Genomic DNA, 23,706 nt, shown 5'->3' on the forward strand with positions numbered 1-23,706 from the left:
TCAACAGCACGTGGCTCCCACTGCTCTGCTGCCGTGTAGCCACAGCCGCCGTGCTGCACTGTTGCCGCAGCACGGCGGGTTGTCCGCCTGACCTGCCGCCCCGGCAGTGGCGACGTCGCATCGTTGCCCGCGGTCTGCATCACGGGGGAGAGGGCAGTCGCGACATGCGATGGCGTGGAGTGATCTTAGGTACCCGCCAGCGTGCGCGGAGGTGGGATTTCGGCAGAAACTTGCCTGTTCCTGTCAGCCGCGGCGGCGACCTGGTTGCAGTGTCTGCGCCAGGTTCATGCCTCGATGCCCAGCAGCCTGTCGCGAAAATCCACTGCGTCACGCGATGGTGGTACCCCGAACAGCCTGCGGTAGTCGCGGCTGAACTGTGAGGCGCTTTCATAGCCCACCGCATAGGCGATGCTGGCAGCGCTGTCCTGGCGCGCGCTCAGGCGGCGGCGTGCCTCCTGCAGCCGCAGCCGCTTCTGGTACTGCAAGGGGCTCATGCCGGTGACGGCCTTGAAGTGCCTGTGCAGCGAGGACAGGCTCATGCCCGCCCTGCGCGCCAACAACTCCACCCGCATCGGCGCGGCATACTCGCGACGGATATGGTTGATGGCGCGGTTGATCCTGGACAACCGGCTGTCCGACAACGCCAGTTGGCGCAGCATGCCGGCCTGTTCGCCCAGCAGCAGGTGGTAAAGGATCTCGCGTTCGATCATCGGTGCGAGCATGGCGATGTCGCGCGGATGGTCCAGCAGTTGCACCAGCCGCGTCAGCGGGTCCAGCAGGGTGCTGCCCAGGCTGCCAACCGCCATGCCAGCGGACGGCGGGCGATCGAGCAATTGCGCGCCCATATCGTGCATCACCGAGGCCAACAATTCCGGCTGCAGGCCCAACGCTGCACCCAGGTAGGGATGCGATGGGCTCGCTTCGCGGATGTCGCCACCCAGTGGAAGATCAACCGATGTCACCGCATAACGCGCTGCATCCAGTTCAAGTGGCTCGGGGCCGAGCATCAGGCGCACCCGCCCTTGGGCCACCACCAGCAGCCACGCCGCATACACGGACTCTGACGTGCTGATGATCCTGTCCCTGCGCATCAATGCCAGGCGCGGTATGCAGGTGCGGGTGAAGCCTTCACCGGCATGACGTGCGATGGCGTCCTGAAGTTCGCCCAACGAAGCCATGGGCGAAGTCTAGGCCGCAACACCGGGCCGTGGTCGGCGGTCACACATGAACGATGGTGTGGGCCCGGACCAGCACGGGTACGCGCGGGCAGACCACCATCAACGCGTCGCTGTACCCGCGAAGGATGCGTGCGACGAAGGTATCAATGACCGATCCGCCTCAGCGAGGCAGCTGCGCCGCAGCCCACTGCACGATGCTGCTGGCCGGCATGGCGCCGGATTGGCGGGCGATTTCGCGGCCACCGAGGATCATCACCATGGTTGGGATGCTGCGGATGCCGTAGCGCGTGGCGATGGCGGGCTCGGCCTCGGTGTCGAGCTTGCCCAGGCGCAGGCGTGGTTCCAACTGGCCTGCTGCTTTGGCGAACTCCGGTGCCATCTGCCGGCAGGGGCCGCACCAGCTTGCCCAGAAATCCACCAGCAGCGGTAGCTGCGAACGGTTGGCATGGGCATCGAAGGCGGTGGCATTCAAGGCGATGGGGGTGGCGGTGAACAAGGCCTGATGGCAACGGCCGCAGGACGGCGCCTGCGCCAGCCGCGCGCTGGGCACGCGGTTGATGGCATTGCAGTGTGGGCAGGCGATCTGCAGCAGATCGGCGGTGGTGTTCATCGGACAACCCTGGCAGCGGCGAGCGAGTGCTCAGTATGCCGCGCTGCAGGTGAAGCCCGCTGCGTGCTCAGTGCGGCGTGCACACGCCCAATGCGTCCAGCTCGGCCTTCTGGCCGGCGGGCAGTGCCTGCATCAACGAGGCGTCGGCACAGGCGGCGCGTACGTCGGAGATGTCATTGGCGCGTAGCTGTGGTGAGGCAGTCCGCGCGGGCGTTTCGTTGGCAGCGGCCTTGATCGTGCCGGTGGGGCCTGAAGCCGACGCTGCGCGCGTGCGGGCGGTCCCCGCTTGTCCCGACAAGGGCAGCGCGTAGCGTTGCGTACCGCGCGTGACCACCACGTAGTCATTGGCAATGGCCTCCAGTCGCAATCCTGCGCCCACGTCGTCACCGACATGCAGGGTCTGGGCGGATTGCCCGACGACGCTGAGTACGGCCAACGAACGTTCGGCCTGTGCATGTACCACGGTGCCAAGCAGGCGCGGCGCAGTGGCGCCACTGTTGGCCAGCAACGGCGGTCGCGAGGAACGGTCGGATGCAGCGGCGCCATCGACCAATAGCAGGCCGATCCAGCAGGTCAGTAGCGGCGACAGGAGGCGTTTGTCCATGGTTGCAGGCAAAGCCCGGGGCACCAGGCCCCGGGCGAGCGTACTTACTCGATGTTCAAGCCGCGCATGACGACCAGGTTGTTGGGGCTGAGCAGCGCCATCAACGCATTGTCATTGGCGGTAATGCCGGTCCACTGCTGGTTGCCACCACCACTGCAGTTGTAGGTGATCAGCTTGCCGCGTCCGTTGGTCAGGTAACCGCTGGAAAGGTCAAGGCAGGTGGTGTTACGCACGATCTTCGGCAAGGCGCTCAGGTCGAATACCTGGGTATCGAGCGTGCGATCGCAACGGGTCAGCGTCACTGCGCCATTGTTGCCACCGTTGCCGGTCAGGCACATGGCGGGGTTGGCCAGGCTGTGGATCGCGCCGCGCAGATCAGGCATCCACTTCTCGTTGTCGGCACCGGTGCAATCACTGGCCTGGGCGATGAAGACCGACAGTTTGCCATCGACGTCCTCGGTCTTCAGGCAGTGCTTGTTGGCGGTCACCAGCATCTGCTGGCCAGCCGGCAACAGCGGCGTCTGCCGCAGCCCCAGGGTATCGAGCAACTTCTTCAACGCGTCCACCGCGGCGGTGTTGTTGCTGGCCTGCAGGTCGCTGCGGTAGCGGTTCATCCAACGGTTGAGGCGGGTGGCCTTGGTCTCCTGGGCGATATAGGCATCGCGCACGCTCCTGGCCTCGCTGGACAGACCCGTCGCATCGGAGCCCCAGCTGGCGTACAGCAGGTTGCCGCGCGAGCCCAGGTTGACCAAGGGCTTGCCACCGGCAGCCACCAGCCGCGTGTCCAGCTCCGGCAACTCGACGGCACGCAGGGCGCTGTAACCGGCTTCCTTGCCCACCACCACCGGCGCCTTCATCGGCTCCAGGTTCTGCGGGAAGGTCATCGTTGCCAGGGTGCTGACGGCAGCGCCCGGCTCCTGGCATTGCAGGCTGGCTTGCTGCGGCTTGTCGGCCTGGGCCAGGTTGATGTGCAGCTTGTTGACCGAGCCGCTCTGCAACACGGTGCCGGCTACGGCAATACGCTTGCTGCTACCACCGTTGAAGCCCACTTCCAGCCAGCACTGGCGGGCGGTGGCGTTGGCCACCGGCGTTGGCAGGTCGAACACATTGCCCCAGTTGCCCCGAAAGGCGGGATACAACAGGGCCTTGCCGGTGCTCGGATCGTAGCCACCGAGCACGGTGAACACCGGCGCCCCGACCAGGCGCGGCTTGAGGTAGTTGCCGGTGGGCGAGTTGAAGAACAACTGCGCGTTGTTGGGTACCGCGCCGGTTACCGGTTCCATCTTGCGGGTATCTTCGTTCCAGCCCAGATAGCCGGTGGAGGATTCCATGCTGGGCACCGGCTTGTTCAAGCGCGGCTGGATGGCGATCTTGGTGCTGTAGCCGGTGTAGTGCGTATAGCGCGACAGCGCGCTGGTGAAGCCACCGCCGGCCATGGCGTCGGCGGCGAAAGCATAGGTATCGTCATAGATCGGCATGCCGTTCAGGCCGCCGGTCTTGGCGCTGGTCCAGTGCAGGTTGGCGCGCATGCGCTTGCGGTAGGAGATGTAGCCCCAGCCGCTGTCATGGTGGTGGCCGGACAGGAAATAGTTGTCGCCGTTCTGGCCCGGGTAATGGCCAAGGCCGTAGTGGTGGCCGATCTCGTGGCTGAACTCGTTGCCGCTGGTCGAGTACAGCGTCAGCATGCCGTTGCCACCGCTCAGGCCATGGGTCTGGCGACCGTTGCTATACATGCCGGCGGCGTGGTGTGCAATGACGTTCTGGAACCACTGTGGCTGGTTCTGCCCGGCCATGCCGGATGCGGTGGCACCGAAGTTGGCCAGGTTGATGCCCACGCTGACCGTGGACTTGCCGGTGTTCTCGCGCATGTCGCCGGAGTACACACCGCCTTCGCCGGTACTGGCGGTGTCATAGATGGTGCCGTTGGCGACCATCACCTTGTCCAGCCTCATCGGCTCGTAATAGGCCACGGTGAAGCGTGCCGCCGGGATGGTCTGGAAGTAGTCGGCCGCGCCCTGCTCGGGATTCTTCAACAGCCAGAACGCATCGCTCTCGGCCGGCGGATCGGTCAGCATGCCCAGGCGGATGTTGTGGACCACCAGCTCGGCCGGTGCGCCGAAGTCGATCTTGTCGGCAGCCAGTGTGCCGTTGCGCGCGGCGTTGTCGGTGATGCTCAGGCTCATGCCCGGCTTGACCCAATCCCAGGGCAGCTCGACCGACCAGGCGCGGCGCGAATAGTTGTAATCGGGGCGACCGTCGGTGTTGGCATAGTCCGAGCGGTACATCGCGTTGGGATGCAGCAGGTCCAGGCTGCCCTTTTCGGTGCCATCGATGGAAACGGTGACCTTGACCGACGTGATGTCCTTCAGCGACGGGTCCGGGGTGACCAGCAACAGCGCAGCGCGCTCGGTGGTCAGGCGCGGCATGTTCTTGGCTTCGTTGCCGCTGGGGTCGACCGTATGGCTCTGGCCGAACTGGATCATCGCCGGCAGGGTGCCTGCCAGGTCATTACGTACCGCGCGCGTGGCGCCAGTGGCGTCGACGTCGTAGAAACCCTTGAGGTCGACTTCGTCATAGGCGGCGCTGGTGGGCTCGGGATAGGGATCGGACGGCGTCGGCGTGGTGGGGCCGGTACCGCCGCCGGTGCCCGTATCGGCGTCGCCACCACCACCGCCACCACAGGCGGCCAACAGGGCGGTGGATAGCGCAAGCACGAGCACGCGCGGGTTGAGTGCGTTCTTCAAGAATTACTCCCCTTGGTTTTTGAAGTACTACAGGTAGGTGCGGGCGCGGGCATCCGGATCCCAATGTCCGGATGCCTCAGCGGCCGCCTGCCGCATCAGTTGCCGGCGGTCCGGTTGCCTGCGCGGTCGGGTGCTGCGTCGGCGTTGAACAGTTGTTCGGCCGAGGCAGGCAACGGGTTGGCGTACTTGCCGGTGTTTGCAGGCGCGCCGCGCAGGTCCAGGTACTTGCGCGCGCTGATGTCGCCGGCAGCTGCCTGCCCCAGGATCACGGTCGGTCGCAGGAACACCATCAGGTTGCGTTTGACCCGGGTATCACGCGTGGAACTGAACAGTCGGCCGAGCCCCGGGATGCTGCCGAGCAGCGGCACACTGGAGCGGCCATGGGTGACGTCGTCCTGGATCAGGCCGCCGAGCACGATCACCTGCCCATCGTTGGCCAGGATGGTGCTCTTGATCGAGCGCTTGTTGGTGATCACATCGGACAGGGTGATGCCGCTGGGCGTGGCGGCCAGCGAGGAAATCTCCTGTTCGATCTCCAGCCGCAGGGTGCCGCCGTCGTTGATGTGCGGCGTCACCTTCAAGGTCACGCCGATGTCCTGGCGCTGGATGGTGGTGAAGGGATTGCTGGTGCCATCGCCGGTGGTGGTATACGAGCCGGTCTGGAACGGCACGTTCTGGCCCACCAGGATCTCGGCCGGTTCGTGGTCCAGCGTCAGCAGGGTTGGGGTGGATAGCAGGTTGTTCTTGGAGTTGGTCGACAACGCCGTCACCAGCGCGCCGAAGTTGCTGTTGCCGATACCCAGGATGGCGCCGGATGGCAGCGAGGTCGGGGTGGTACCCGCGGCCAACGCACCCAGCAAGGTGCCGATCGACAGCCCGGTGTCGTTGTGGTTGATGCCCCCCACGCCATTGCTGCGCGAGCCGCCGTCCAGCGCCCACTGCACGCCCAGCGCGTCCTCGATATCACCGGATATCTCGACGATCGCCGCTTCCACCAACACCTGCGAACGCGGGATGTCGAGCTGGCGGACGATGTCGGTGAGGATCTGCAGCATCTCCGGCTTAGCGTGGATCACCACCGCGTTGAGGCTTTCATCGGCGCGGATCAACGTGCCGGTGGGTGCAGCCTTGGCGTCATCTTCCTGCTTGATCGAATCGCCGATGGCGCCCAGGGTCTGCGCCATCTGCTTGGCATCGCCGTGTTGCAGGCGGATCACCTGGGTGGTGGTGGAGCGGGGCGCATCAACGTCCAGCGAACGTGCCAGCTCGAGCAGGCGCTGGCGGGCCTGCTCCGGGCCGAAGATCAACAGCCGATTGGTGCGGGTATCGGCCAGTACCCGTGTGCTGGATCCACTGGTGGTTGCGCCGACGCTGGCCTGCAGCAGCTTCTGCAGGCTTTCGACGCTGGCATGTTGCACGTCGTAGTCGCTGTGCGAATGCAGCCGGGGGGCATCCAGCTGCCGCACCAGCGATTCGATGCGGGCGATGTTGCCGCGTCGATCGCTGATGATCAGCGCATTGGAAGTGGGAACCGCTGCCAGGTAGGCATTGGCGGGCACCAGTGGGCGCAGCGTTGGCAGCAGGTCGGCGACGCTGCCGTTCTGCACGGTCAGCACGCGGGTTTCGATCGCATCGGGGCCACGGTTGCGGCCGTCGGCGAATACGTGCGCCTCGTCATTGGGCACCACCCGGGTCTGGCTGTCCTCTTCGATTACCGCAAACCCATGCACGGTCATCACCGACAGAAACAGGCGGCGGACCTCGGGCAAGGTCATCGGCTCCTGTGCACTGACGCTGACCTGGCCGGTGACGCGCGGGTCCACGATCAAGGTATCGCCAGTGATGTTGGCGACCGCGCCGATGAAGTCACGGATATCCGTGTCCTTCATGTTGATCGTCCACTGCTGTGCGGCTTCGGCTTGTGCGGCGGCATCGGCGCGGTTGGCTGCCGATGCGCGCGCTGCCATCGGCTGCATGGCGAAGATCAGCATCAGGCCAGCCAGGACGCCCGACAGCGACCTCATGGTGCCTGCTCCCGTGGCACGGCCTTGTTGTCCGCGTCGAATTCCAGCCTGCCGCTGCTGCCGGCACGCTGGAACACAACGTGGTCGTGGGTGATCTGCGTGGCGCGGGTGCCCGGCAGGAATTCATCGCCGATGGACACGGTGACAGCGCCCAGGCCTTCAATCCGCAGCAGCGCCTGCGACTGCGCGGGGTTGGCCGCGACGATGCAGCCGAGCAGGGTCACCCCCTGCAGGCGGGCGGTGGCGTTGCCCGCGGCAACGCCGAACAAGCGCTCCAGCAGTGCCGGATCGGTATCGCCGCGCGGCGCAGGGGCACGGTGGGTGGCCGCGGGAAGGCGGGTCATCTGCAGGTACAACTGACGTGACTGCCAGCCCAGCAACGCCACGCCGGAAAGTGTGACGATGATCGTCAGGAGCCTGGGCAACAGATTGGAAGTATCGGCTTGAAGCATGTGTAGAGCGCTGTTCCCGTTGCGGGATCCGCGCACACAAGGGCTTCGCCATTGCCATGGAAAGGCAACGACAGGCTCAAAAACCACTGGTTTTCCCCTGTTTTCGCGCTGCGGATCGGCGAAGGCAGGTACTCTATCGGTGCCTGTCCGATTGCGCGATGCATACAGGTGAAGAACTGTGACATGGCCCAAGAAAATGAAGTGCGCGTCACGCTTTTTCGATGCGAACGTGGCATTTTTCCGGCCACACTCTTGGGGGGAAAGTGTGACGTCGCGAGATTCGCCGATGTCACCTTGATTGATTGATGCTCAAAGAAGAGCTCTCGGCAACGATGGCTTGCGGCAGTGCCGTGTCCGCAGCGCGCCTGCCGCTGGCATTCGCGCGCAGGCACGGCGTGGTGTTGCTGGACGATGGGGCTGCGCGCATTGCGTGCCGAGCCGACGCGGCGATCACCGCCGTGGCCGAGGCGCAACGCATGGCGGGGGCGCCGTTGCCCTGCGAGATCGTGGCCGACGAGGCCTTCGAAGCGCTGTTGCAGCACAGCTACCAGCAGGATTCCAGCACCGCGATGAGCATGGCCGACGAGCTGGGCGACAGTCTGGACCTCGCCAGTCTGGTCGAGGGACTGGATCAGGTCGAGGATCTGCTGGACCAGCAGGACGACGCGCCGATCATCCGCCTGATCAATGCCCTGCTGGGTGAGGCCGTGGCCGAGCAGGCCTCCGATATCCATATCGAAACCTTCGAACGCAGGCTGGTGGTGCGCTTCCGCGTGGATGGGATCCTGCGTGATGTGGTCGAGCCCCGGCGCGAGCTTGCGACCCTGCTGGTGTCGCGCATCAAGGTGATGGCGCGGCTGGACATCGCCGAAAAGCGGCTGCCGCAGGATGGCCGCATTTCGGTAAGGGTGGGTACGCGCGAAGTTGATATCCGCGTCTCCACGCTGCCGGCCGCCAACGGCGAACGGGTGGTGCTGCGCCTGCTGGACAAGCAATCCGGGCAGTTGTCCCTGCAACACCTGGGCATGCGCGTGCGTGACGTCGGGCTGATGCAGGAAATGCTGTGTCGCCCGCACGGCATCGTGCTGGTGACCGGGCCTACCGGCGCCGGCAAGAGCACCACCTTGTATGCGGGGTTGCGCGCCATCAATAACCGGCAGCGCAATATCCTCACCGTCGAGGATCCAATCGAATATCACCTGGACGGCGTCGGCCAAACCCAGGTCAACAGTCGCATCGACATGACCTTCGCCCGTGGCCTGCGCGCCATCCTGCGGCAGGACCCGGACGTGCTGATGGTGGGTGAGATACGCGATGGTGAAACCGCGCGCATTGCCGTGCAGGCGTCGCTGACCGGTCACCTTGTGCTGTCCACCCTGCATACCAACAGTGCGGTAGGCGCCGTGGCGCGCCTGCTCGACATGGGCGTGGAGTCCTTCCTGCTGTCGTCCTCGCTGCTGGGGGTGCTGGCACAGCGGCTGGTGCGCAGGATCTGTCCGAACTGCCGGGTCGCGGTTCCCGCGTCCACCGCAGAGTGCGCGCAACTGGGCATGGAAGCATGGCAGCGGCCGTTGCTGTTCCGTCCGGTGGGCTGCGAGCATTGCAATGGCCAGGGCTATCGGGGGCGCACCGGCATCTACGAGCTGGTCGAGTTTGGCCCCGAGCTGCGCGCCCTGGTACATGCCGGTGCCGGCGAGGCTGCGCTGCTGGAGCAGGCGCGCTGTCAGGGTCCGTCCATCCTCGATGATGGCCGCGCCAAAGTGCTCGATGGCGTGACCACGCTGGAGGAAGTCCTGCGCGTGGGTCGCGACCCGTGATGACGGCGGTGACCTGCTGATGGCCGCATTCGATTACCTGGCCCTGTCCGCAGATGGCCGCCGCCATAGCGGCGTGGTCGAGGCCGACAGTGCCCGCCTGGCCCGGCAACAGCTGCGCGAGCGCAACCTGGCCCCGGTACGGGTTGAACCGGTTGCCAGCCGCGAAGGTGCTTCGCCCATCGCGCGCTGGGGCCGTGTCGGCAGTGCTGACCTGGCCCTGCTGACCCGCCAGCTATCCACCCTGATCCAGGCTGCACTGCCGGTGGAAGAAGCGCTGCGGGCGGTGGCAGCGCAGTCGGGCAGGGCGCAGGTCAGGAGTACCTTGCTGGCAGTGCGCAGCCGCATCCTTGAAGGTCATGGCCTGGCCGCAGCGCTGGCGGCGCATCCGCGCGTGTTTCCAACGATCTATCGCAGCATGGTTGCTGCTGGCGAGCGTGGTCACCTGGGCGTGGTGCTGGAACAGCTGGCCGACTACACCGAACAGCGCCAACAGTCGCGGCAGAAGATCCAGCTGGCGCTGTTGTACCCGCTGATCCTGCTGGTAGTGGCAACGCTGATCGTTGGCTTCCTGCTCGGCTACGTGGTGCCCGATGTCATCCAGGTCTTCGTCGACTCCGGCCAGAGCCTGCCCTTGCTGACCCGCGCGCTGGTGGCGGTGAGCCATGCGGTATCGCACTGGGGACCATGGCTGCTGCCGCCGTGTGCCGCGGGCGCGTGGCTGGGCTGGCGGCGCCTGCAGCAACCGGCGCTACGCCTGCGTTGGGATGCAGCCCTGTTGAAACTGCCGTTGTTCGGCCTGCTGATGCGCGACCTGGAGGCGGCGCGCTTTGCATCGACGTTGGCGATCCTGGTGCGCAGCGGCGTGCCCTTGGTTGATGCCCTGCGCATCGCCAGCCAGGTGGTTGGCAATCAATCGATCAAGGCCGGCCTGGCCCAGGCCGAGGTGATGGTGCGCGAAGGCAGCAGCCTGACCCGCGCGCTGGAGCAGCACACACCGCTGCCGCCGATGTTGCTGCACATGGTCGCCGCCGGTGAGAAATCCGGCAGCCTGGATTCGATGCTGGCCCGCGCCGCACGCAACCAGGAGACCGACCTGGCCGCGCGCATCGCGATGCTGGTCGGCTTGTTCGAGCCCTTCATGCTGGTGCTGATGGGCGTGGTGGTGTTGTTGATCGTGCTGGCCATCCTGCTGCCGATCATGTCCCTTAATCAATTGGTTGGATGAGCTGCACGATGAAAGCAATGACGCGACGACAGCAGGGCTTCACCCTGATCGAAATCATGGTGGTGGTGGTGATCATCGGCATCCTCGCCGCGCTGGTGGTGCCCAAGGTGATGGGCCGCCCGGACCAGGCCAAGGTCACCGTCGCGCGCGGTGACCTGAAGGCCATCGCCTCGGCGCTGGAGATGTACCGCCTCGACAACCGCCGCTATCCCGATACCCAGCAGGGGCTGGAGGCCTTGGTGCAGCGCCCGGCCGCTGGCGCGGACAACTGGAACCCGGAAGGCTATCTGCCCAAGCTGCCGATCGATCCCTGGGGCAAGCCATACATGTATCTGGCGCCAGGCAGCAAGGCCGCCTATGACCTGTGGTCCTACGGCGCGGACGGTCGCGAAGGCGGCCAGGCACTGGATGCCGACCTCGACAGCCGGGATTGAGCATGCGTCGCGCGCAGGGCTTCACCCTGGTGGAGATGCTGGTGGTGGTGGTGATCGTGGGCGTACTTGCCGGCGCGGTCGGCCTCGCCGCTGGCGCGCGGGGCAGTACCTATCAACTGCGTGAGGAGGCGGACCGCTTTGCCAACGTCGTGCGGCTGGTAGCCGATGAAGCAGTACTGGACAACCGCGAGTACGGCATCAAGGTTGATGCACAGGGTTATCAGGTACAGCGCTACGACGCGCAGGCTGGGCGTTGGCAAGCGGTCGCCGACTGGCAGGCGTATCGGCTGCCCGATGACATCCAGCTAAGCCTGGCGGTGGAGGGTAGCCTGCTGCAGCTGCCTGCCCGTAGCGGTGAAACGGTCCGCTCGCCGCAGGTGCTGCTGTCCTCGGCAGCGCAATGGACGCCATTCGTCGCGCGTCTGCAAAGCAGCGCCGACCGTAGCCGCGCCTACCATGTGCACAGCGATGGGCTCAACGATCCCCAGGTGAGCGAGGTTGGCACGCCGTGACGCGCGCGCGGGGCTTTACCCTGCTGGAAGTGATGGTGGCGCTGGCTGTGTTCGCGCTGGTCGCGGCCATGGTGCATGCCACCCTGCAGCGCCACGTGCGCAATGCGGGCCTGCTGGAGAACCGTGCCCTTGCCGGTTGGTTGGCCGACAACAGCCTGGCCGAACTGCAACTGCAGGGCGCCACGCAGCCGGGCATCCATGAAGACATCCGCGAGCAGGGCCATCGTCGCTGGCGCGTGGTGCAGGAAGTCCAGGCCACTGCCGATCCCAGCCTGCGGCTGGTGAAAGTGCGGGTGAGCGCGCTTGAAGGCAACGAGGGCGGGGCAGTGCTGACCGGCTTTGTCGGCGTGCGCCAATGAACCGTGCGCTGGGTTTCACCCTGCTCGAAGTGCTGGTGGCGGTGGCGATCTTCGCCCTCGTTGGCATCGCCAGCCATCAGCTGCTGGCCAGTACCGTGCGCGTGGACGCACAGACGCGTGAGCAGGAGTTGCAGTTGCGCCAGCTGCAGCGCGCCCTTTCCAGCCTCGAGCGCGATGTTGAGCAGGCAGTCGAGCGGCCGGTGCTGGACGTCGCTGGCGGCAGCGAACCCGCCTTCTGGAGCGACCCTGACGGGCAGGGACTGCAGTGGACCCGGGGCGGCTGGAGCAACCCCTTGGGCAGCACTCGCGCCCAGTTGCAGCGCGTGCGTTGGTACTTCGATGGCAAGGCCCTGCATCGCCACTATTGGCCGGTGCTGGACCGCGCCGACGGCACCGCCCCGCAGCGTCAGTTGGCGCTGCAGGACGTGAGCGCCGTGCAGTGGCGTTACCTCGATCGCCAAGGCGTCTGGCGCACGCAATGGCAGACGGGCGGGCAGGCGCTGCCACGTGCGCTGGAGGTGCGTATCGAGCACCGCCGGTTCGGGCCGGTGCGGCGCGTGTTGCTGTTGCCGGACGGTGCGAACTGGAGCCAGCAGTCATGAACGGCCAACGCGGTGTCGCATTGATAACCGTGTTGCTGGTCGTGGCCTTGGCGGCCACGGTCTGTGCGACGCTGGTGATGCGCCAGCAGTTGAGCATCCGCACCACCGGCAACCAGCTGCAGGCGCGTCAGGCCTGGCAGTACGCGCGGGGGGGCGAGCAATTGGCGATGGGCGCGTTGCGCGCTGATCTGCATGGCGCAGCGGCGGTTGATCATCGCGGTGAGGCATGGGCGCAGCGCTTTCCCACCTACCCGGTCGAGGGCGGTGAGGTCACGGTCGGTATCGACGACCTTGCCGGCCGGTTCAACCTCAACAGCGTGGTCAACGCGGGCCAGCTCGATGCCGAGGCCTTGGCGCGGCTGCAGCGGTTGCTGGTATTGCTGCAGCTGGATCCGCAGCTGGCATGGCGGTTGGTCGATTGGGTCGCGCCGGGCCTCGCACCGGAAGCGCTGCACCGGCAGGCCGAACGTGAGTATCAATCGCGCAGTCCGGCGTACCGGGCCGCAGCGCGGTCACTGCGCGACCCCACTGAACTACGCTTGCTGGCCGGCGTCGATGACGTGGTGTACCAGCGTTTGTTGCCGCATGTCAGCGCCTTGCCCGGCAACACCACGCTCAATCTCAATACTGCCGACCCCTGGGTGCTGGCCTGCCTTGCTGAAGGGCTGGGCATACAGGATGGCCAACGTCTGGCAGCCGCCCGTGGCGCGAGTGGCTTCGGCAGCGTCGATGCCTTTCTGGCCCAGCCGTTGCTGCAGCACCGGCAACCGTCACGCAATGGCCTGGCGGTGCGCAGCAACTGGTTCCTGGTCAGCAGCGAGTCGGCGATTGGCGAGCGTAGGCTGCGCCTGCTCAGCACCTTGCAGCGCGATGGCGGTGATATCCGCGTGGTCAACCACCAACTGGCCCCCCCTCTTGTTTCGGAGAACCACCCATGAAGCCGCAATCGGCTCCGCCCTGCCTGTTCCTGCCGCCATGGTGTCCAATGCAACTGACGCCGGACCTGGAGGTCGGCTGCAGCGATGGGCAATACGCCGGTACGCTACCGCTGGCCGATGCAGTGCGGCGTTTGGGGCGAGCGGCGGTGGCGCTGGTGCTGCCGGTTGAACAGGTGGCCAGCTGTGCCGTTGCGTTGCCAGCCGGCAGCGCGCATTGGCAACGCCAGGCCTTGCCCTATGCCGTGGAACCCATGCTGGCCGAAGACGTGGATGCGCTGCACCTGGCGATGGGTGCGCAGCGCAGCGATGGCCGTTACCCGGTGCGTGCGATCAATCGCAACCTGCTGCAGGCGTGGTTGGATCACCTGCGCGGGCAAGGCCTGCGCATCGCAGTGATCCATGTCGATGCCGATCTGCTGCCGCTGGGGCAGGCCACATTGCTGTGGGACAGCCAACGTTGCCTGCTCGCCGCGGCCGATGAAACCCGCCTGGCCTTGTCACCGGCACAGCTTTCGCTGGCAGGCGTGGCCATGGCCGGTGATCTGCATGTCTACCACGGTGCAGAAGCCACCCCGTGTCTGCCGATGACGGCGGAGTACAAGCTTCAGCCGATCAGCCTTCCACCGCTGGCATGGATGGCCACGCAGCATGCCCAGGCAATGGATCTGGCCCAGGGTGCGTTTGCGATGAAGTCGCGCATGCAACTACGGCAGTGGAAGCCACTGGCTGCTGCGCTGGCATTGCTGGCGTGTGCACAGCTGGGCTTCGATGGCGCGCAGGCATGGCTGTTGAACCAGCAAGCCGATGGCTATCGGCAGGCCAATGAAGCCATCTACAAAGGGCTGTTCCCGCAGGAGCAACGCATCGTCAACCTGAAAGCGCAGTTTGACCAGCACCTGCAACAGGGCACCTCCGCGTCGCGTTTCAGTGATTTGCTGGGCAGTGTCGCAGCCGCAATGCCAGCCGACGGCGCGCTTCAGCTGCAGCAGTTGGCGTTCGATGCGAGCACTGCGCGCATGGAGCTGCAACTGCGCGGCGACGACAGCGCGGCGCAGCAGGCGCTGCAGCAACGCCTGCAGACGGCGGGGTTGCAGGTGCAGAGCAAAAGCCGTGCTGCCGGAACAATGCAGCTCAGCGTCGGAGCGGAGCAATGAACATGGACAACGATTGGAAGAAGCCGCTGCAAGCACGCTGGCACGCAATTGCCGCACGTGACCGGCTTGCCCTGGTTTGTTTGGGCGCCTTTTTGCTGATGATGGGTTTTTGGTGGGGTGCCTGGTTGCCGGTGCAGGCGGCGTTGCAGAACGCACGTGCCAACGTTGCCGATCAGCAGGCATTGCAAGCGCATCTACGCAGCCACGCCGCGCAGCTGGTAAGCCGTGGCAAGGCGGTTATGGCAACGGATACCTCGGCGTTGCCTGCACTGCTGACTGCCAGCGCGCAGCGGCGCGGACTTGCGGTGGCGTTGCAGCCGACGCGTCCGGATCAGTCCTTGTCAGTGACCGTGCAGGGCGCGCCCACCGACGTGGTGGCATGGTTGCGTGAACTGCAGGAGGCCGGCGTAGCGACCCGGCAACTGCGTTTGTCACGCGATGCCGAGACGGGCTGGCAAGGCGAAGTGGTGCTGGCCGCTGCAAGCTGAACGAGAGGTCTGTTGCCTCTGAAACTGTCGCATCGCACAAAAAACCGTGTTATCAATGCTCCCCATGAACGCAGCCCGCGCCAGCTTTTACTTTTGGTATTACTTTCCGAAGCCGCTGGCGGAGGAAGGACTGCGCTCACCCTGAAGAAACTTTCAGACGCATTCCCGAAAAGCCGCCAGCGAACCTGGCGGCTTTTTTCATGCCGCCTCGCTGGGGCAAAACCTTTCACGCTTTGAACTGGAGCCCCCGCAATGCCCCCGCACACCGATGATCTTCGCATCCGCAAACTGGAACCGCTGACCCCGCCGGCACAACTGCTGGCACTGCTGCCCTGCGATGACGAAACCTCGCAGACCGTGGCCGATGCCCGCAGCGCCCTGCACCGCATCCTGCATGGCCAGGACGACCGCCTGGCGGTTGTGGTTGGCCCCTGCTCGATCCATGACCCGGTAGCAGCGATGGAATACGCCCAGCGGCTGCGCCCGTTGCGTGACGCATTGGCCGGCGAGCTCGAGATCGTCATGCGCGTGTACTTCGAGAAGCCACGCACCACGGTTGGCTGGAAGGGCCTGATCAACGACCCGGACCTGGACGGCAGCTTCAACATCAACAAGGGCCTGCGCGTTGCGCGTGGCCTGCTGCGCGACATCAACCGCCTGGGCCTGCCGGCGGGCGTGGAATTCCTGGACGTGATCTCGCCGCAGTACATCGCCGACCTGGTGGCCTGGGGCGCGATCGGCGCACGCACCACCGAAAGCCAGGTGCACCGCGAGCTGGCTTCCGGCCTGTCGTGCCCGGTCGGCTTCAAGAATGGCACCACCGGTGACGTCAAGATTGCCGCCGATGCCGTGGGTGCTGCGTCGCACCCGCATCACTTCCTGTCGGTCACCAAGGAAGGCGGTACTGCCATCGTCGCCACCCAGGGCAATCCGGATTGCCATGTGATCCTGCGCGGTGGCAAGACCCCCAACTACGATGCCGCCAGCGTGCAGGCTGCCAGTGATGTCCTGGGCAAGTCGCAACTGCCGGCGCGGCTGATGATCGACGCCAGCCACGCCAACAGCAGCAAGAAGCCGGAGAACCAGCCCAAGGTGATCGACGACATCGCCGTGCAGTTGGAGGCAGGTGAGCAGCGCGTGGTCGGGGTAATGATTGAAAGCCACCTGGTGGCAGGCCGGCAGGAGCTGGTCGAGGGCCAGCCGCTGGTCTACGGCCAGAGCATCACCGATGGCTGCATCGACTGGGACAGCACCGTCCAGGTACTGGAACGCCTGGCCGACGCGGTCCGCGCCCGGCGGCGCGTACAGCTGGAAGCCGCGGCCTGAGCAACGTGACACTTGCACTGGCACGCTGAGGGCAAGCCAAGTACTTTACGCGGCGGGAGTCGTAAGACCTCCCGCCTGCTGCGTATCAGGGGAACGCCTCAGCCGGCAGGAAGCCAATCAAAATCACCGCTTAGGGAGAAGGAAGTGATGCGTATCCGTACGTGCAGTGTGGCACTGGCATTGATGCTGGTGCCGACCATGGCGCTGGCCAAGAAGGAAGTTTTCGATTCGGGCAGCGGCTGCCTGCAGAATCTGTCCGTCACGGGTGGTTTCACCACCGGCAAGCAGTTCCTGGCATCCACCGACCACGAAGGCATCAGCTACGCCGATGCATTCGCCAAGACCTTGGCCGCGATCGAAGCCGAGGGCATGGTCGGCATTTCGCCGAATGAGACGACCGGTTATATCGCTGCCGAAAACCCCGTGCGCGGTGGTGGTGGCTCGACCGTGCCGCTGCGTACCACCGTGCGTCGCCAGGACGGCGGGGCGATACGCGTGGAAGTCCGCTTCAGCATCAAGGGCGGACAGATGACCTCCAACAAGGCCGTGGGCGAGGGTCTGTGCAAGATCGCCGACGCCGCCAGCCTGTGACGCGTTGAGGCGTCGGGCCTGGTGAAGGGCAACTGGTTCCTGTACTTGCTGGAATGCCGTGACGGCAGCTATTACGCCGGCATCAGTACCGATGTGGAAGCCCGCTTCCAGGCCCATGCCGCTGGCAAGGGTGCGCGCTATACCCGCGCGCACCCGCCGCTGCGCATCCTTGCCAGTCGCCCTTACGCCGACCGTTCGTCGGCCTCACGGGCGGAATGGCAATTGAAGCAGCTACCGCGCACCCGCAAGCTGGCCTGGCTGGAACGCAGCGAAGATTGAGGTAGAGTCTGACCCGTAGCCGCGGTATCTAACGGCTTCCAACGTCCGGTCATCCGGACTAACAGCCACGCATGCAGCTGCGGTAGCAGGGCGGCGGTGTGCCGGCATCATCCTCAAGTGGGGTATTGCGATGGCAGGTTGGTACGAGTTGGAGAAGAGCAGTGACGGTCAGTTCTATTTCGTGCTCAAGGCGGGCAACGCCGAGGTCATCCTGACCAGCGAGCGTTACACCACGCGCGCGGCGGCCGAAGGCGGCATTGCCTCGGTGCAGGCCAACAGCCCGGACGAAGCGCGCTATGAGCGCAAGACCGCCAGTGATGGTCGCCATCATTTCAATCTGAAGGCCGCCAATCATCAGGTGATCGGCAGCAGCCAGATGTATGCCTCGCAGGCGGGGCGCGAAGCCGGTATCACCAGCGTCAAGGGCAATGGCCCCAGTACCACGATCAAGGACAAGACAGCGGGGTAGGGCGCACCCTCTCCCCAACCCCTCTCCCGTAAAGGGAGAGGGGCTATGAGATCACGCGTGCTGAGACATGCAGACGAAGTCGATTGAGCTTTGAAGCCCCTCTCCCTTTACGGGAGAGGGGTTGGGGAGAGGGTTAGCCGAAGACCGTTGCCTTCGAATCGCACAGCACTCCCCGAAGAAAGAAAAAGCCCGGCGTTGCCGGGCTTTTTCATGCCTTCAAGAACGATCAATCAGCGTTTCATCGTGCCGGTATCGATATAGCGCTGATGCCACGACAAGGCTTCCGGCAACAGGTGCGGCGTGTGCTTGCCGTAGCTGTCGCGGCAGGCGCGGTCGAAGTAATCGTTGAGCTGATCGCGATAGTCCGGGTGCGCACAGTTGTCGATCACCGTGCGCGCACGCGCACGCGGCGGCAGGCCGCGCAGATCGGCCAGGCCCTGCTCGGTGACGATGATGGAAACATCGTGCTCGGTGTGGTCGACGTGGCTGACCATCGGCACGATTGCCGAGATCGAACCACCCTTGGCCATCGACGGACTCAGGAAGGTCGACAGGAAACCATTACGGGTGAAGTCGCCCGAACCGCCAATGCCGTTCATGATGCGGCTGCCCATCACGTGGGTGGAATTCACGTTGCCGTACAGGTCCACTTCGATCATGCCGTTCATGCCGATGCAGCCAAGACGGCGCACCAGTTCCGGGTGGTTGGAGATCTCCTGCGTGCGCATGATGATGCGCTCACGGTAGAACTTGATGTTGCGCTTGAACTCTTCGTTGGCTTCCGGGCTGAGTGCGAAGCCGGTGCACGAGGCGTAGTCCAGCACGCCGGACTTGAGCAGATCCAGCATGCCGTCCTGGATCACCTCGGTGAAAGCGCTCAGGCCACGCAGTCCGCTTTCGGCCAGGCCCGCCAGCACGGCGTTGGGGATATTGCCCACGCCTGACTGCAGCGGCAGCAGGTTGGCCGGCAGCCGGCCCTTGGCTACTTCGTGCTTGAGGAATTCGATCAGGTAGCCAGCGATCTGGCGGCTGTCATCGTCGATCGGCTTGAACGGGCTGTTGCGGTCCGGGCCGTTGGTGCGCACCACCGCCACGATCTTGTCCGGGTCCACGTTGAGCGTGGTCTGGCCAATGCGGTCGTTGCCATGGATCAGCGGGATCGGCTTGCGGTGCGGCGGCAGCGCGGTGCCGTAGTAGATGTCGTGCATGCCCTCGATGCCATCGGGCTGCCACTCGTTGACCTCGATGATCACCTTCTTGGCCAGGTCCAGCCAGGTCTTGTTGTTGCCGACCGAGGTGGAGGGCACCAGCGCACCGTCTTCGCGGATGGCCGACACCTCGACCACGGCGGTATCGATGTCACCGTAAAAACCAAACCACACGTGCTGGGCAACGTGCGACAGATGGATATCGATGTAATCCAGCTTGCCCTCGTTGATGCGCTTGCGTGCATCCGGGTCGGTCTGGAAGGGCATGCGCATGGCAATGCCATCGGCCTTGGCCAGCGCGCCATCGAGTTCCGGCGCGGTGGACGCGCCGGTCATCAGCTTGATCTGGAAGGGCTGGCCAGCCGCGTGCACGTCTTCAATACGACGTGCCAAGGCGATCGGTACGGCCTTGGGGTAACCGGAGCCGGTGAAGCCGCTCATGGCCACGGTCTCGCCGGGTTGGATGAGCGCCGCGGCTTGTTCGGCGGAAACGATGCGGTCGCGCAGGCGCGGGTCCAGGATGCGTTCGACAGACATGACGACTACGGTTTTGTTGTGGGGACTCCCGATTATCCCGGATCGGCGTGAAGTGGGGGGTTCTACCTTGGTGGGATGGTCTTTGCTGATCGAGTCCTCTTGTACTGCCCAGTATTGTTTTGCACTGCAGCGTGCAAAGTGCTCGAACAGAGATCAGGATCGCCCTGCATCCCGACGTGGGGGAGGGAGCAAAGCCCGCTGACAGTTCGCTGTCAGCGGGCTTTTTTAATGCCTGATCGCCGGAGATGGCGACCTTGGGGCCGTCAGATGCCAGAATCGGTGGATGAACCAAACCGCCCCCGCAGTACCTGAAGCCATTCAGCAAATCAGTGATCGCGCCTTGGCGCGTCTGAAACTGGCCGCCCCCGATCCTGCGCACTGGTCGTCGGCACCGGGCTTCGAGGCGGCGCTGCGGCAATTGGCGATCACCAGCGACTTCGCCATCGACACCCTGTGCCGGCAGCCGGAGCTGCTGCAGTTGCTGGGCCAGGCCGATCCAGGGCCATTGCCGCTACCGCATCTGGACCCGCTGCACCCCAGCGATTGGCCCACCCAGCTGCGCCGCTACCGCACGGCAGCTTCCACCCGGCTGATCTGGCGCGATCTGCTTGGCCTGGACGACGTGGACGCCACCCTGGCCGGCGCAACCCGCCTGGCCGAGGATTGCCTGCAACTGGCGCTGGCCGCGCTGGAGCAGGAATTCGCCAGCCGCCATGGCGTGGTACGCGCCGCCGATGGCAGCGCGCAGCAGCTGGTGGTGTTTGGCTTGGGCAAGCTCGGCGGCGGTGAGCTGAATTTCTCTTCCGACATCGATCTGGTCTACGCCTTCCCGCAGAACGGCGAATCCGATGGGCCGCGCCCGCTGGCTGGCGAGGAGTACTTCGCCCGGCTGGGCCAGCGCCTGGCGCGGCTGCTGGACGAAACCACCGCCGAAGGCTTCAGCCATCGCGTCGACCTGCGCCTACGGCCGTTCGGCACGGCCGGGCGGGTGGCGCTGTCGTTTGCCGGCATGGACCAGTATTTCCAGCGTGAAGGCCGCGACTGGGAGCGCTATGCCTGGATCAAGGCGCGTGCCGTGGCCGGTGACATCGCCGCCGGCGAAGCCTGGCTGGAGACACTGCGGCCCTTCGTCTATCGCCGCTACCTGGATTTCACCGCGCTCGATGGCCTGCGCGAAATGAAGGCCGCGATCACCGCCGAGGTTGCGCGCAAGGACCGCCTGGACGATATCAAGCGTGGCCCCGGCGGCATCCGTGAGATCGAGTTCCTGGCCCAGGCCCTGCAGCTGATCCGGGGTGGCCGTGAGCCGGCGCTGCGCGAACGCCGGCTGCTGCCCGCGCTGCACGCGCTGGTCGCCGGCGGCCAGATGGCCGCCAGCGACGGCGACGACCTGATCCAGGCCTATCGCTTCCTGCGGCGCGTGGAAAATCGCCTGCAGATGCTGCGCGATGCGCAGACCCACTGCCTGCCCAACGACCCGCTGGACCGCGCCCGCATCGCCCACGGCCTGGGCTATGCCGACTGGGAGGCCTTGCTGGGCGCCTTGAACGAACAGCGCCAGCGTGTGGGTGTGGAATTCGGTGCCTTGCTGGCCCCGCGCCAAGGCCAGGCCGCGCCGGATGTGCTTTCAAACTATTGGCGCGTGCTGCCTGATGGCGGCAGCGCCGAGGTGCTGGCCGAGGCCGGCTTTGCCGATGCAAACGGCGCCGACCAGTCGCTGCGCGAGTTTGCGCAGTCGCTGGGGGTGAAATCCCTGTCCGACAGTGCGCGTGCACGATTGGACCGGGTGTTGCCGGCCCTCCTGCACGCCGCCACCCGCTCGCCGCAGCCCGATGCCGCGTTGCGCCGTGTGCTTGGCCTGCTGGCGGCAATCCTGCGTCGCACCAGCTACCTGGCGTTGCTGGACGAACAGCCCAGCGCCCTGAACCGCCTGGTCAACGTGCTGGCGCGCAGCGCGCTGTTGTCCGAGCGGTTGGTGGCCTTCCCGCTGCTATTGGACGAACTGCTGGATACCCGCGTCGCCGGGCCCATGCCGGAAGCGCAGGAAATGCACGACGCCTGCGCTACCGCCCTGGCGATCGACGACCCGGAGGCTGCATTGCGTGCGCTGAACGAAGTGCGGCTCGCCCTGAGTTTCCGCATGGCGTTGGCTTTCCACGATGGCCGTCAGCGCGCCGTGGATTGCACCCATCAACTGGCGCTGCTGGCCGATGCGGTGGTGGTGACCGTGTTGCAGATGGCGCAGGCCGACATGCGCCAGGCCCACGGCGAAATCCCGGGAGCGCGCTTTGCCATCATCGGCTACGGCAGCCTGGGCGGGGTGGAACTGGGGTTTGGCTCCGATCTGGATCTGGTGTTCCTGTATGACAGCCCGGCCGGCGTGGAGGACAGCAATGGCCCGCGCCCACTGGATAGCGGGCGCTGGTTTGCCCGTTTGGCGCAGAAGGTGATGGCCTTGCTGGGCGCGGTAACGGCGGCGGGGCGTCTGTACGACATCGACGTGCGGCTGCGCCCGGACGGTGGCAAGGGCGCGCTGGTGTCATCGCTGGCCAGCTACACCGAATATCAGCGCGAACGCGCGTGGACCTGGGAGCACCAGGCCTTGGTACGTGCGCGTGGCGTTGCCGGTGATGCATCGCTGCTCGCGGACTTCTCGCAGGTACGAAACACGACCCTCAGCCGCCCGCGCGACCACGACACCTTGTTCGGCGACGTGTTGAAAATGCGCACGCGCATGCGTGCCGAGCTGGACCGCAGCGATGCGGGCCGCTTGGACCTGAAGCAGGGACCAGGCGGGCTGGTGGATCTGGAGTTCGTGCTGCAGACCGGCGTGCTGTCGCAGGCGCAACACAACCCGGCGCTATGCGAGCCGAGGGAAACGCCCTACCTGATCGCCGCGTTGGCGGCCGCCGGCTGGCTGGATGGCGAAACCGCGATGGCGCTGCACGCCGCCCATGCCACGCTGCTGGATGTGGGCCTGACCTGCACGCTGGACCGCCGCCCGCGCATCGCCATACCCACGCCGGAGATCGAAGCCGCTTGTGCAGCCATCACCGCGGCGGCGGTTGCCCAGGGTTTGCCTTTCCCTGCATCCAAGGGGCAGGAGTTGACTGCCAGGAACTAGAAATCAGGAACCAGCAACGTAGGGAGAGCGGATTCGCTCTTTACCGGTTCCTCGTTTTTAGCCTCTGGTTTCTGGCTTCAGCGGCGCCATCTTCCAGAGCAGCGCGCGGAAAGGGGCCAGCAGGCACACGCCGATCGCCAGCTTCACCGCCAGATCGCCAGCCGCCCAGCTGATCCAGGGCAGCTGCGAGCCGGCGAAGGCGATCGACCAGAAGATGGCCGTATCCACCGTAGCGCTGCAGGTGGTGGCCACCATGGGTGCGCGCCACCAGTTGCCGGCGCGCAGGCGGTCGAACACGGTGATGTCCAGCAGCTGCGCCACGATGAACGCCGAGCACGAGGCAATTGCAATGCGCGGTGTGGCGATCCAGATCGATAGCACCACGGCTACCGCGAAACCCGCCCAGGCCACGCGGCGTGCGGCCTGCGGGCCAAAGCGGCGATTGATCAGGTTGCTGACCAGGAATGCCACTGGATAGCTGAAGGCACCCCAGGTCAGCCAGTCATTGATCGGGTACTGCACCAGCACATTCGAGCCCAGCACCACGGCACCCATCGCCAGCACGGCCAGCAGCAGCGAGGTGGGGGTCAGCGGGGCAAAGCGGATGGGCGGATACGAGGACATGGACGGGCACAGGCAGCGCCGGCAGGCACTGCATCAATCAGGGAGGGGAGGCCGTACCCGGAAGGGCGGGCAGGCGCCTATTGTAACGGGTGTGGGTCCGGGGGCATGTCAAGGGTGGCAGGACCGCACGCCGCCTGCGCTCAACAAGGCCAAAGGCCCAAGAGAACCAAAGGCCCAAGAGAACCAAGCCCCTCTCCCGTTCACGGGAGAGGGGTTGGGGTGAGGGCAAGCTTCTGCTTGTGCCGTTGGCCTCGCTGGCGTTCTGAAAGTGCCATGCATTGCGTGCACTGCAGTCGGCTTGCGATCTGGCAGACCTGGCCCCTCTCCCGTTCACGGGAGAGGGGTTGGGGTAAGGGCAAGCTTCTGCTTGTGCCGTTGGCCTCGCTGGCGTTCTGAAAGTGCCATGC

At 65.5% G+C, this 23,706-nt stretch carries 22 protein-coding genes; 14 read left to right on the forward strand and 8 right to left on the reverse strand.

The features are described 5' to 3' along the window. Nucleotides 1–284 precede the first annotated feature (284 nt). From RT460_RS08055 to RT460_RS08080, 6 genes are all read right to left on the reverse strand, one after another. The gene (locus RT460_RS08055) at nucleotides 285–1,178 is read right to left on the reverse strand and encodes an AraC family transcriptional regulator (RefSeq protein WP_313318278.1); all 894 of its coding nucleotides are present in this window, start codon (nucleotides 1,176–1,178) and stop codon (nucleotides 285–287) included. Between the two features lie 160 nt (nucleotides 1,179–1,338). Then, nucleotides 1,339–1,788, reverse strand: coding sequence for a thioredoxin TrxC (gene trxC / locus RT460_RS08060; RefSeq protein WP_313318279.1), 450 nt, complete (start codon nucleotides 1,786–1,788; stop codon nucleotides 1,339–1,341). A 67-nt stretch (nucleotides 1,789–1,855) separates the two neighbouring features. Beyond that, a complete protein-coding gene (locus RT460_RS08065; protein ID WP_313318280.1) occupies nucleotides 1,856–2,392 on the reverse strand; it encodes a type II secretion system protein N in 537 nt (178 codons plus the stop codon). Nucleotides 2,393–2,436: 44 nt separating this feature from the next. Then, entirely contained in the window at nucleotides 2,437–5,136 is a 2,700-nt protein-coding gene (locus RT460_RS08070; protein WP_313318282.1) for a M66 family metalloprotease, read from the reverse strand. A gap of 95 nt (nucleotides 5,137–5,231) precedes the next feature. Continuing rightward, nucleotides 5,232–7,160, reverse strand: coding sequence for a type II secretion system secretin GspD (gspD, locus tag RT460_RS08075; protein ID WP_313318283.1), 1,929 nt, complete (start codon nucleotides 7,158–7,160; stop codon nucleotides 5,232–5,234). Then, nucleotides 7,157–7,612: a type II secretion system protein N gene (locus tag RT460_RS08080; protein ID WP_313318284.1), complete on the reverse strand. Its 456-nt coding sequence runs from the start codon at nucleotides 7,610–7,612 to the stop codon at nucleotides 7,157–7,159. Before RT460_RS08080 ends, gspD begins: the two co-directional genes overlap by 4 nt. 305 nt (nucleotides 7,613–7,917) lie before the next feature. On the opposite strand from RT460_RS08080, the gene gspE reads away from it, so the two are divergent. From gspE to RT460_RS08145, 13 genes are all read left to right on the forward strand, one after another. Then, a complete protein-coding gene (gene gspE, locus RT460_RS08085) occupies nucleotides 7,918–9,429 on the forward strand; it encodes a type II secretion system ATPase GspE (protein WP_313318286.1) in 1,512 nt (503 codons plus the stop codon). 19 nt (nucleotides 9,430–9,448) lie between these two features. After that, nucleotides 9,449–10,654: a type II secretion system inner membrane protein GspF gene (gspF, locus tag RT460_RS08090; protein ID WP_313318287.1), complete on the forward strand. Its 1,206-nt coding sequence runs from the start codon at nucleotides 9,449–9,451 to the stop codon at nucleotides 10,652–10,654. 17 nt (nucleotides 10,655–10,671) lie between these two features. Further along, nucleotides 10,672–11,088, forward strand: coding sequence for a type II secretion system major pseudopilin GspG (gene gspG, locus RT460_RS08095; protein ID WP_313318288.1), 417 nt, complete (start codon nucleotides 10,672–10,674; stop codon nucleotides 11,086–11,088). A gap of 2 nt (nucleotides 11,089–11,090) precedes the next feature. Further along, nucleotides 11,091–11,600: a type II secretion system minor pseudopilin GspH gene (gene gspH, locus RT460_RS08100; protein WP_313318289.1), complete on the forward strand. Its 510-nt coding sequence runs from the start codon at nucleotides 11,091–11,093 to the stop codon at nucleotides 11,598–11,600. After that, a complete protein-coding gene (gspI, locus tag RT460_RS08105; RefSeq protein ID WP_313318290.1) occupies nucleotides 11,597–11,959 on the forward strand; it encodes a type II secretion system minor pseudopilin GspI in 363 nt (120 codons plus the stop codon). Before gspH ends, gspI begins: the two co-directional genes overlap by 4 nt. Then, nucleotides 11,956–12,561 carry a type II secretion system minor pseudopilin GspJ gene (gspJ, locus tag RT460_RS08110; protein WP_313318291.1) on the forward strand — a complete coding sequence of 202 codons (606 nt, stop codon included), beginning with the start codon at nucleotides 11,956–11,958 and terminating at the stop codon, nucleotides 12,559–12,561. Before gspI ends, gspJ begins: the two co-directional genes overlap by 4 nt. Next, entirely contained in the window at nucleotides 12,558–13,499 is a 942-nt protein-coding gene (gene gspK / locus RT460_RS08115; RefSeq protein WP_313318293.1) for a type II secretion system minor pseudopilin GspK, read from the forward strand. Before gspJ ends, gspK begins: the two co-directional genes overlap by 4 nt. 47 nt (nucleotides 13,500–13,546) lie before the next feature. Then, a complete protein-coding gene (gene gspL, locus RT460_RS08120) occupies nucleotides 13,547–14,653 on the forward strand; it encodes a type II secretion system protein GspL (protein ID WP_313318294.1) in 1,107 nt (368 codons plus the stop codon). Next, nucleotides 14,650–15,141, forward strand: coding sequence for a type II secretion system protein GspM (gene gspM, locus RT460_RS08125; RefSeq protein ID WP_313318296.1), 492 nt, complete (start codon nucleotides 14,650–14,652; stop codon nucleotides 15,139–15,141). The genes gspL and gspM overlap by 4 nt, the downstream gene beginning before the upstream one ends. A 252-nt stretch (nucleotides 15,142–15,393) precedes the next feature. After that, on the forward strand, nucleotides 15,394–16,467 hold the full coding sequence (locus RT460_RS08130; protein WP_313318298.1) for a 3-deoxy-7-phosphoheptulonate synthase: 1,074 nt from the start codon (nucleotides 15,394–15,396) through the stop codon (nucleotides 16,465–16,467). 147 nt (nucleotides 16,468–16,614) lie between these two features. Then, nucleotides 16,615–17,058 carry a hypothetical protein gene (locus RT460_RS08135; protein WP_313318299.1) on the forward strand — a complete coding sequence of 148 codons (444 nt, stop codon included), beginning with the start codon at nucleotides 16,615–16,617 and terminating at the stop codon, nucleotides 17,056–17,058. Nucleotides 17,059–17,079: 21 nt separating this feature from the next. Beyond that, nucleotides 17,080–17,337: a GIY-YIG nuclease family protein gene (locus tag RT460_RS08140; RefSeq protein WP_313318301.1), complete on the forward strand. Its 258-nt coding sequence runs from the start codon at nucleotides 17,080–17,082 to the stop codon at nucleotides 17,335–17,337. Between the two features lie 130 nt (nucleotides 17,338–17,467). Beyond that, entirely contained in the window at nucleotides 17,468–17,806 is a 339-nt protein-coding gene (locus RT460_RS08145; protein ID WP_313318302.1) for a YegP family protein, read from the forward strand. Nucleotides 17,807–18,036: 230 nt separating this feature from the next. Here RT460_RS08145 and RT460_RS08150 read toward each other — a convergent pair whose 3' ends face one another. Then, nucleotides 18,037–19,551, reverse strand: coding sequence for an acetyl-CoA hydrolase/transferase family protein (locus RT460_RS08150; RefSeq protein ID WP_313318304.1), 1,515 nt, complete (start codon nucleotides 19,549–19,551; stop codon nucleotides 18,037–18,039). A gap of 283 nt (nucleotides 19,552–19,834) precedes the next feature. Between RT460_RS08150 and glnE the strand changes: the two genes are divergently transcribed. Next, nucleotides 19,835–22,675, forward strand: coding sequence for a bifunctional [glutamate--ammonia ligase]-adenylyl-L-tyrosine phosphorylase/[glutamate--ammonia-ligase] adenylyltransferase (glnE, locus tag RT460_RS08155; RefSeq protein WP_313318305.1), 2,841 nt, complete (start codon nucleotides 19,835–19,837; stop codon nucleotides 22,673–22,675). 57 nt (nucleotides 22,676–22,732) lie between these two features. Here the strand turns inward: glnE and RT460_RS08160 are convergent, their stop codons facing one another. Continuing rightward, the gene (locus RT460_RS08160) at nucleotides 22,733–23,299 is read right to left on the reverse strand and encodes a queuosine precursor transporter (protein WP_313318306.1); all 567 of its coding nucleotides are present in this window, start codon (nucleotides 23,297–23,299) and stop codon (nucleotides 22,733–22,735) included. Nucleotides 23,300–23,706: the final 407 nt, after the last annotated feature.

It is taken from the genome of Stenotrophomonas sp. (genome assembly GCF_032061965.1).
Lineage (GTDB): Bacteria > Pseudomonadota > Gammaproteobacteria > Xanthomonadales > Xanthomonadaceae > Stenotrophomonas.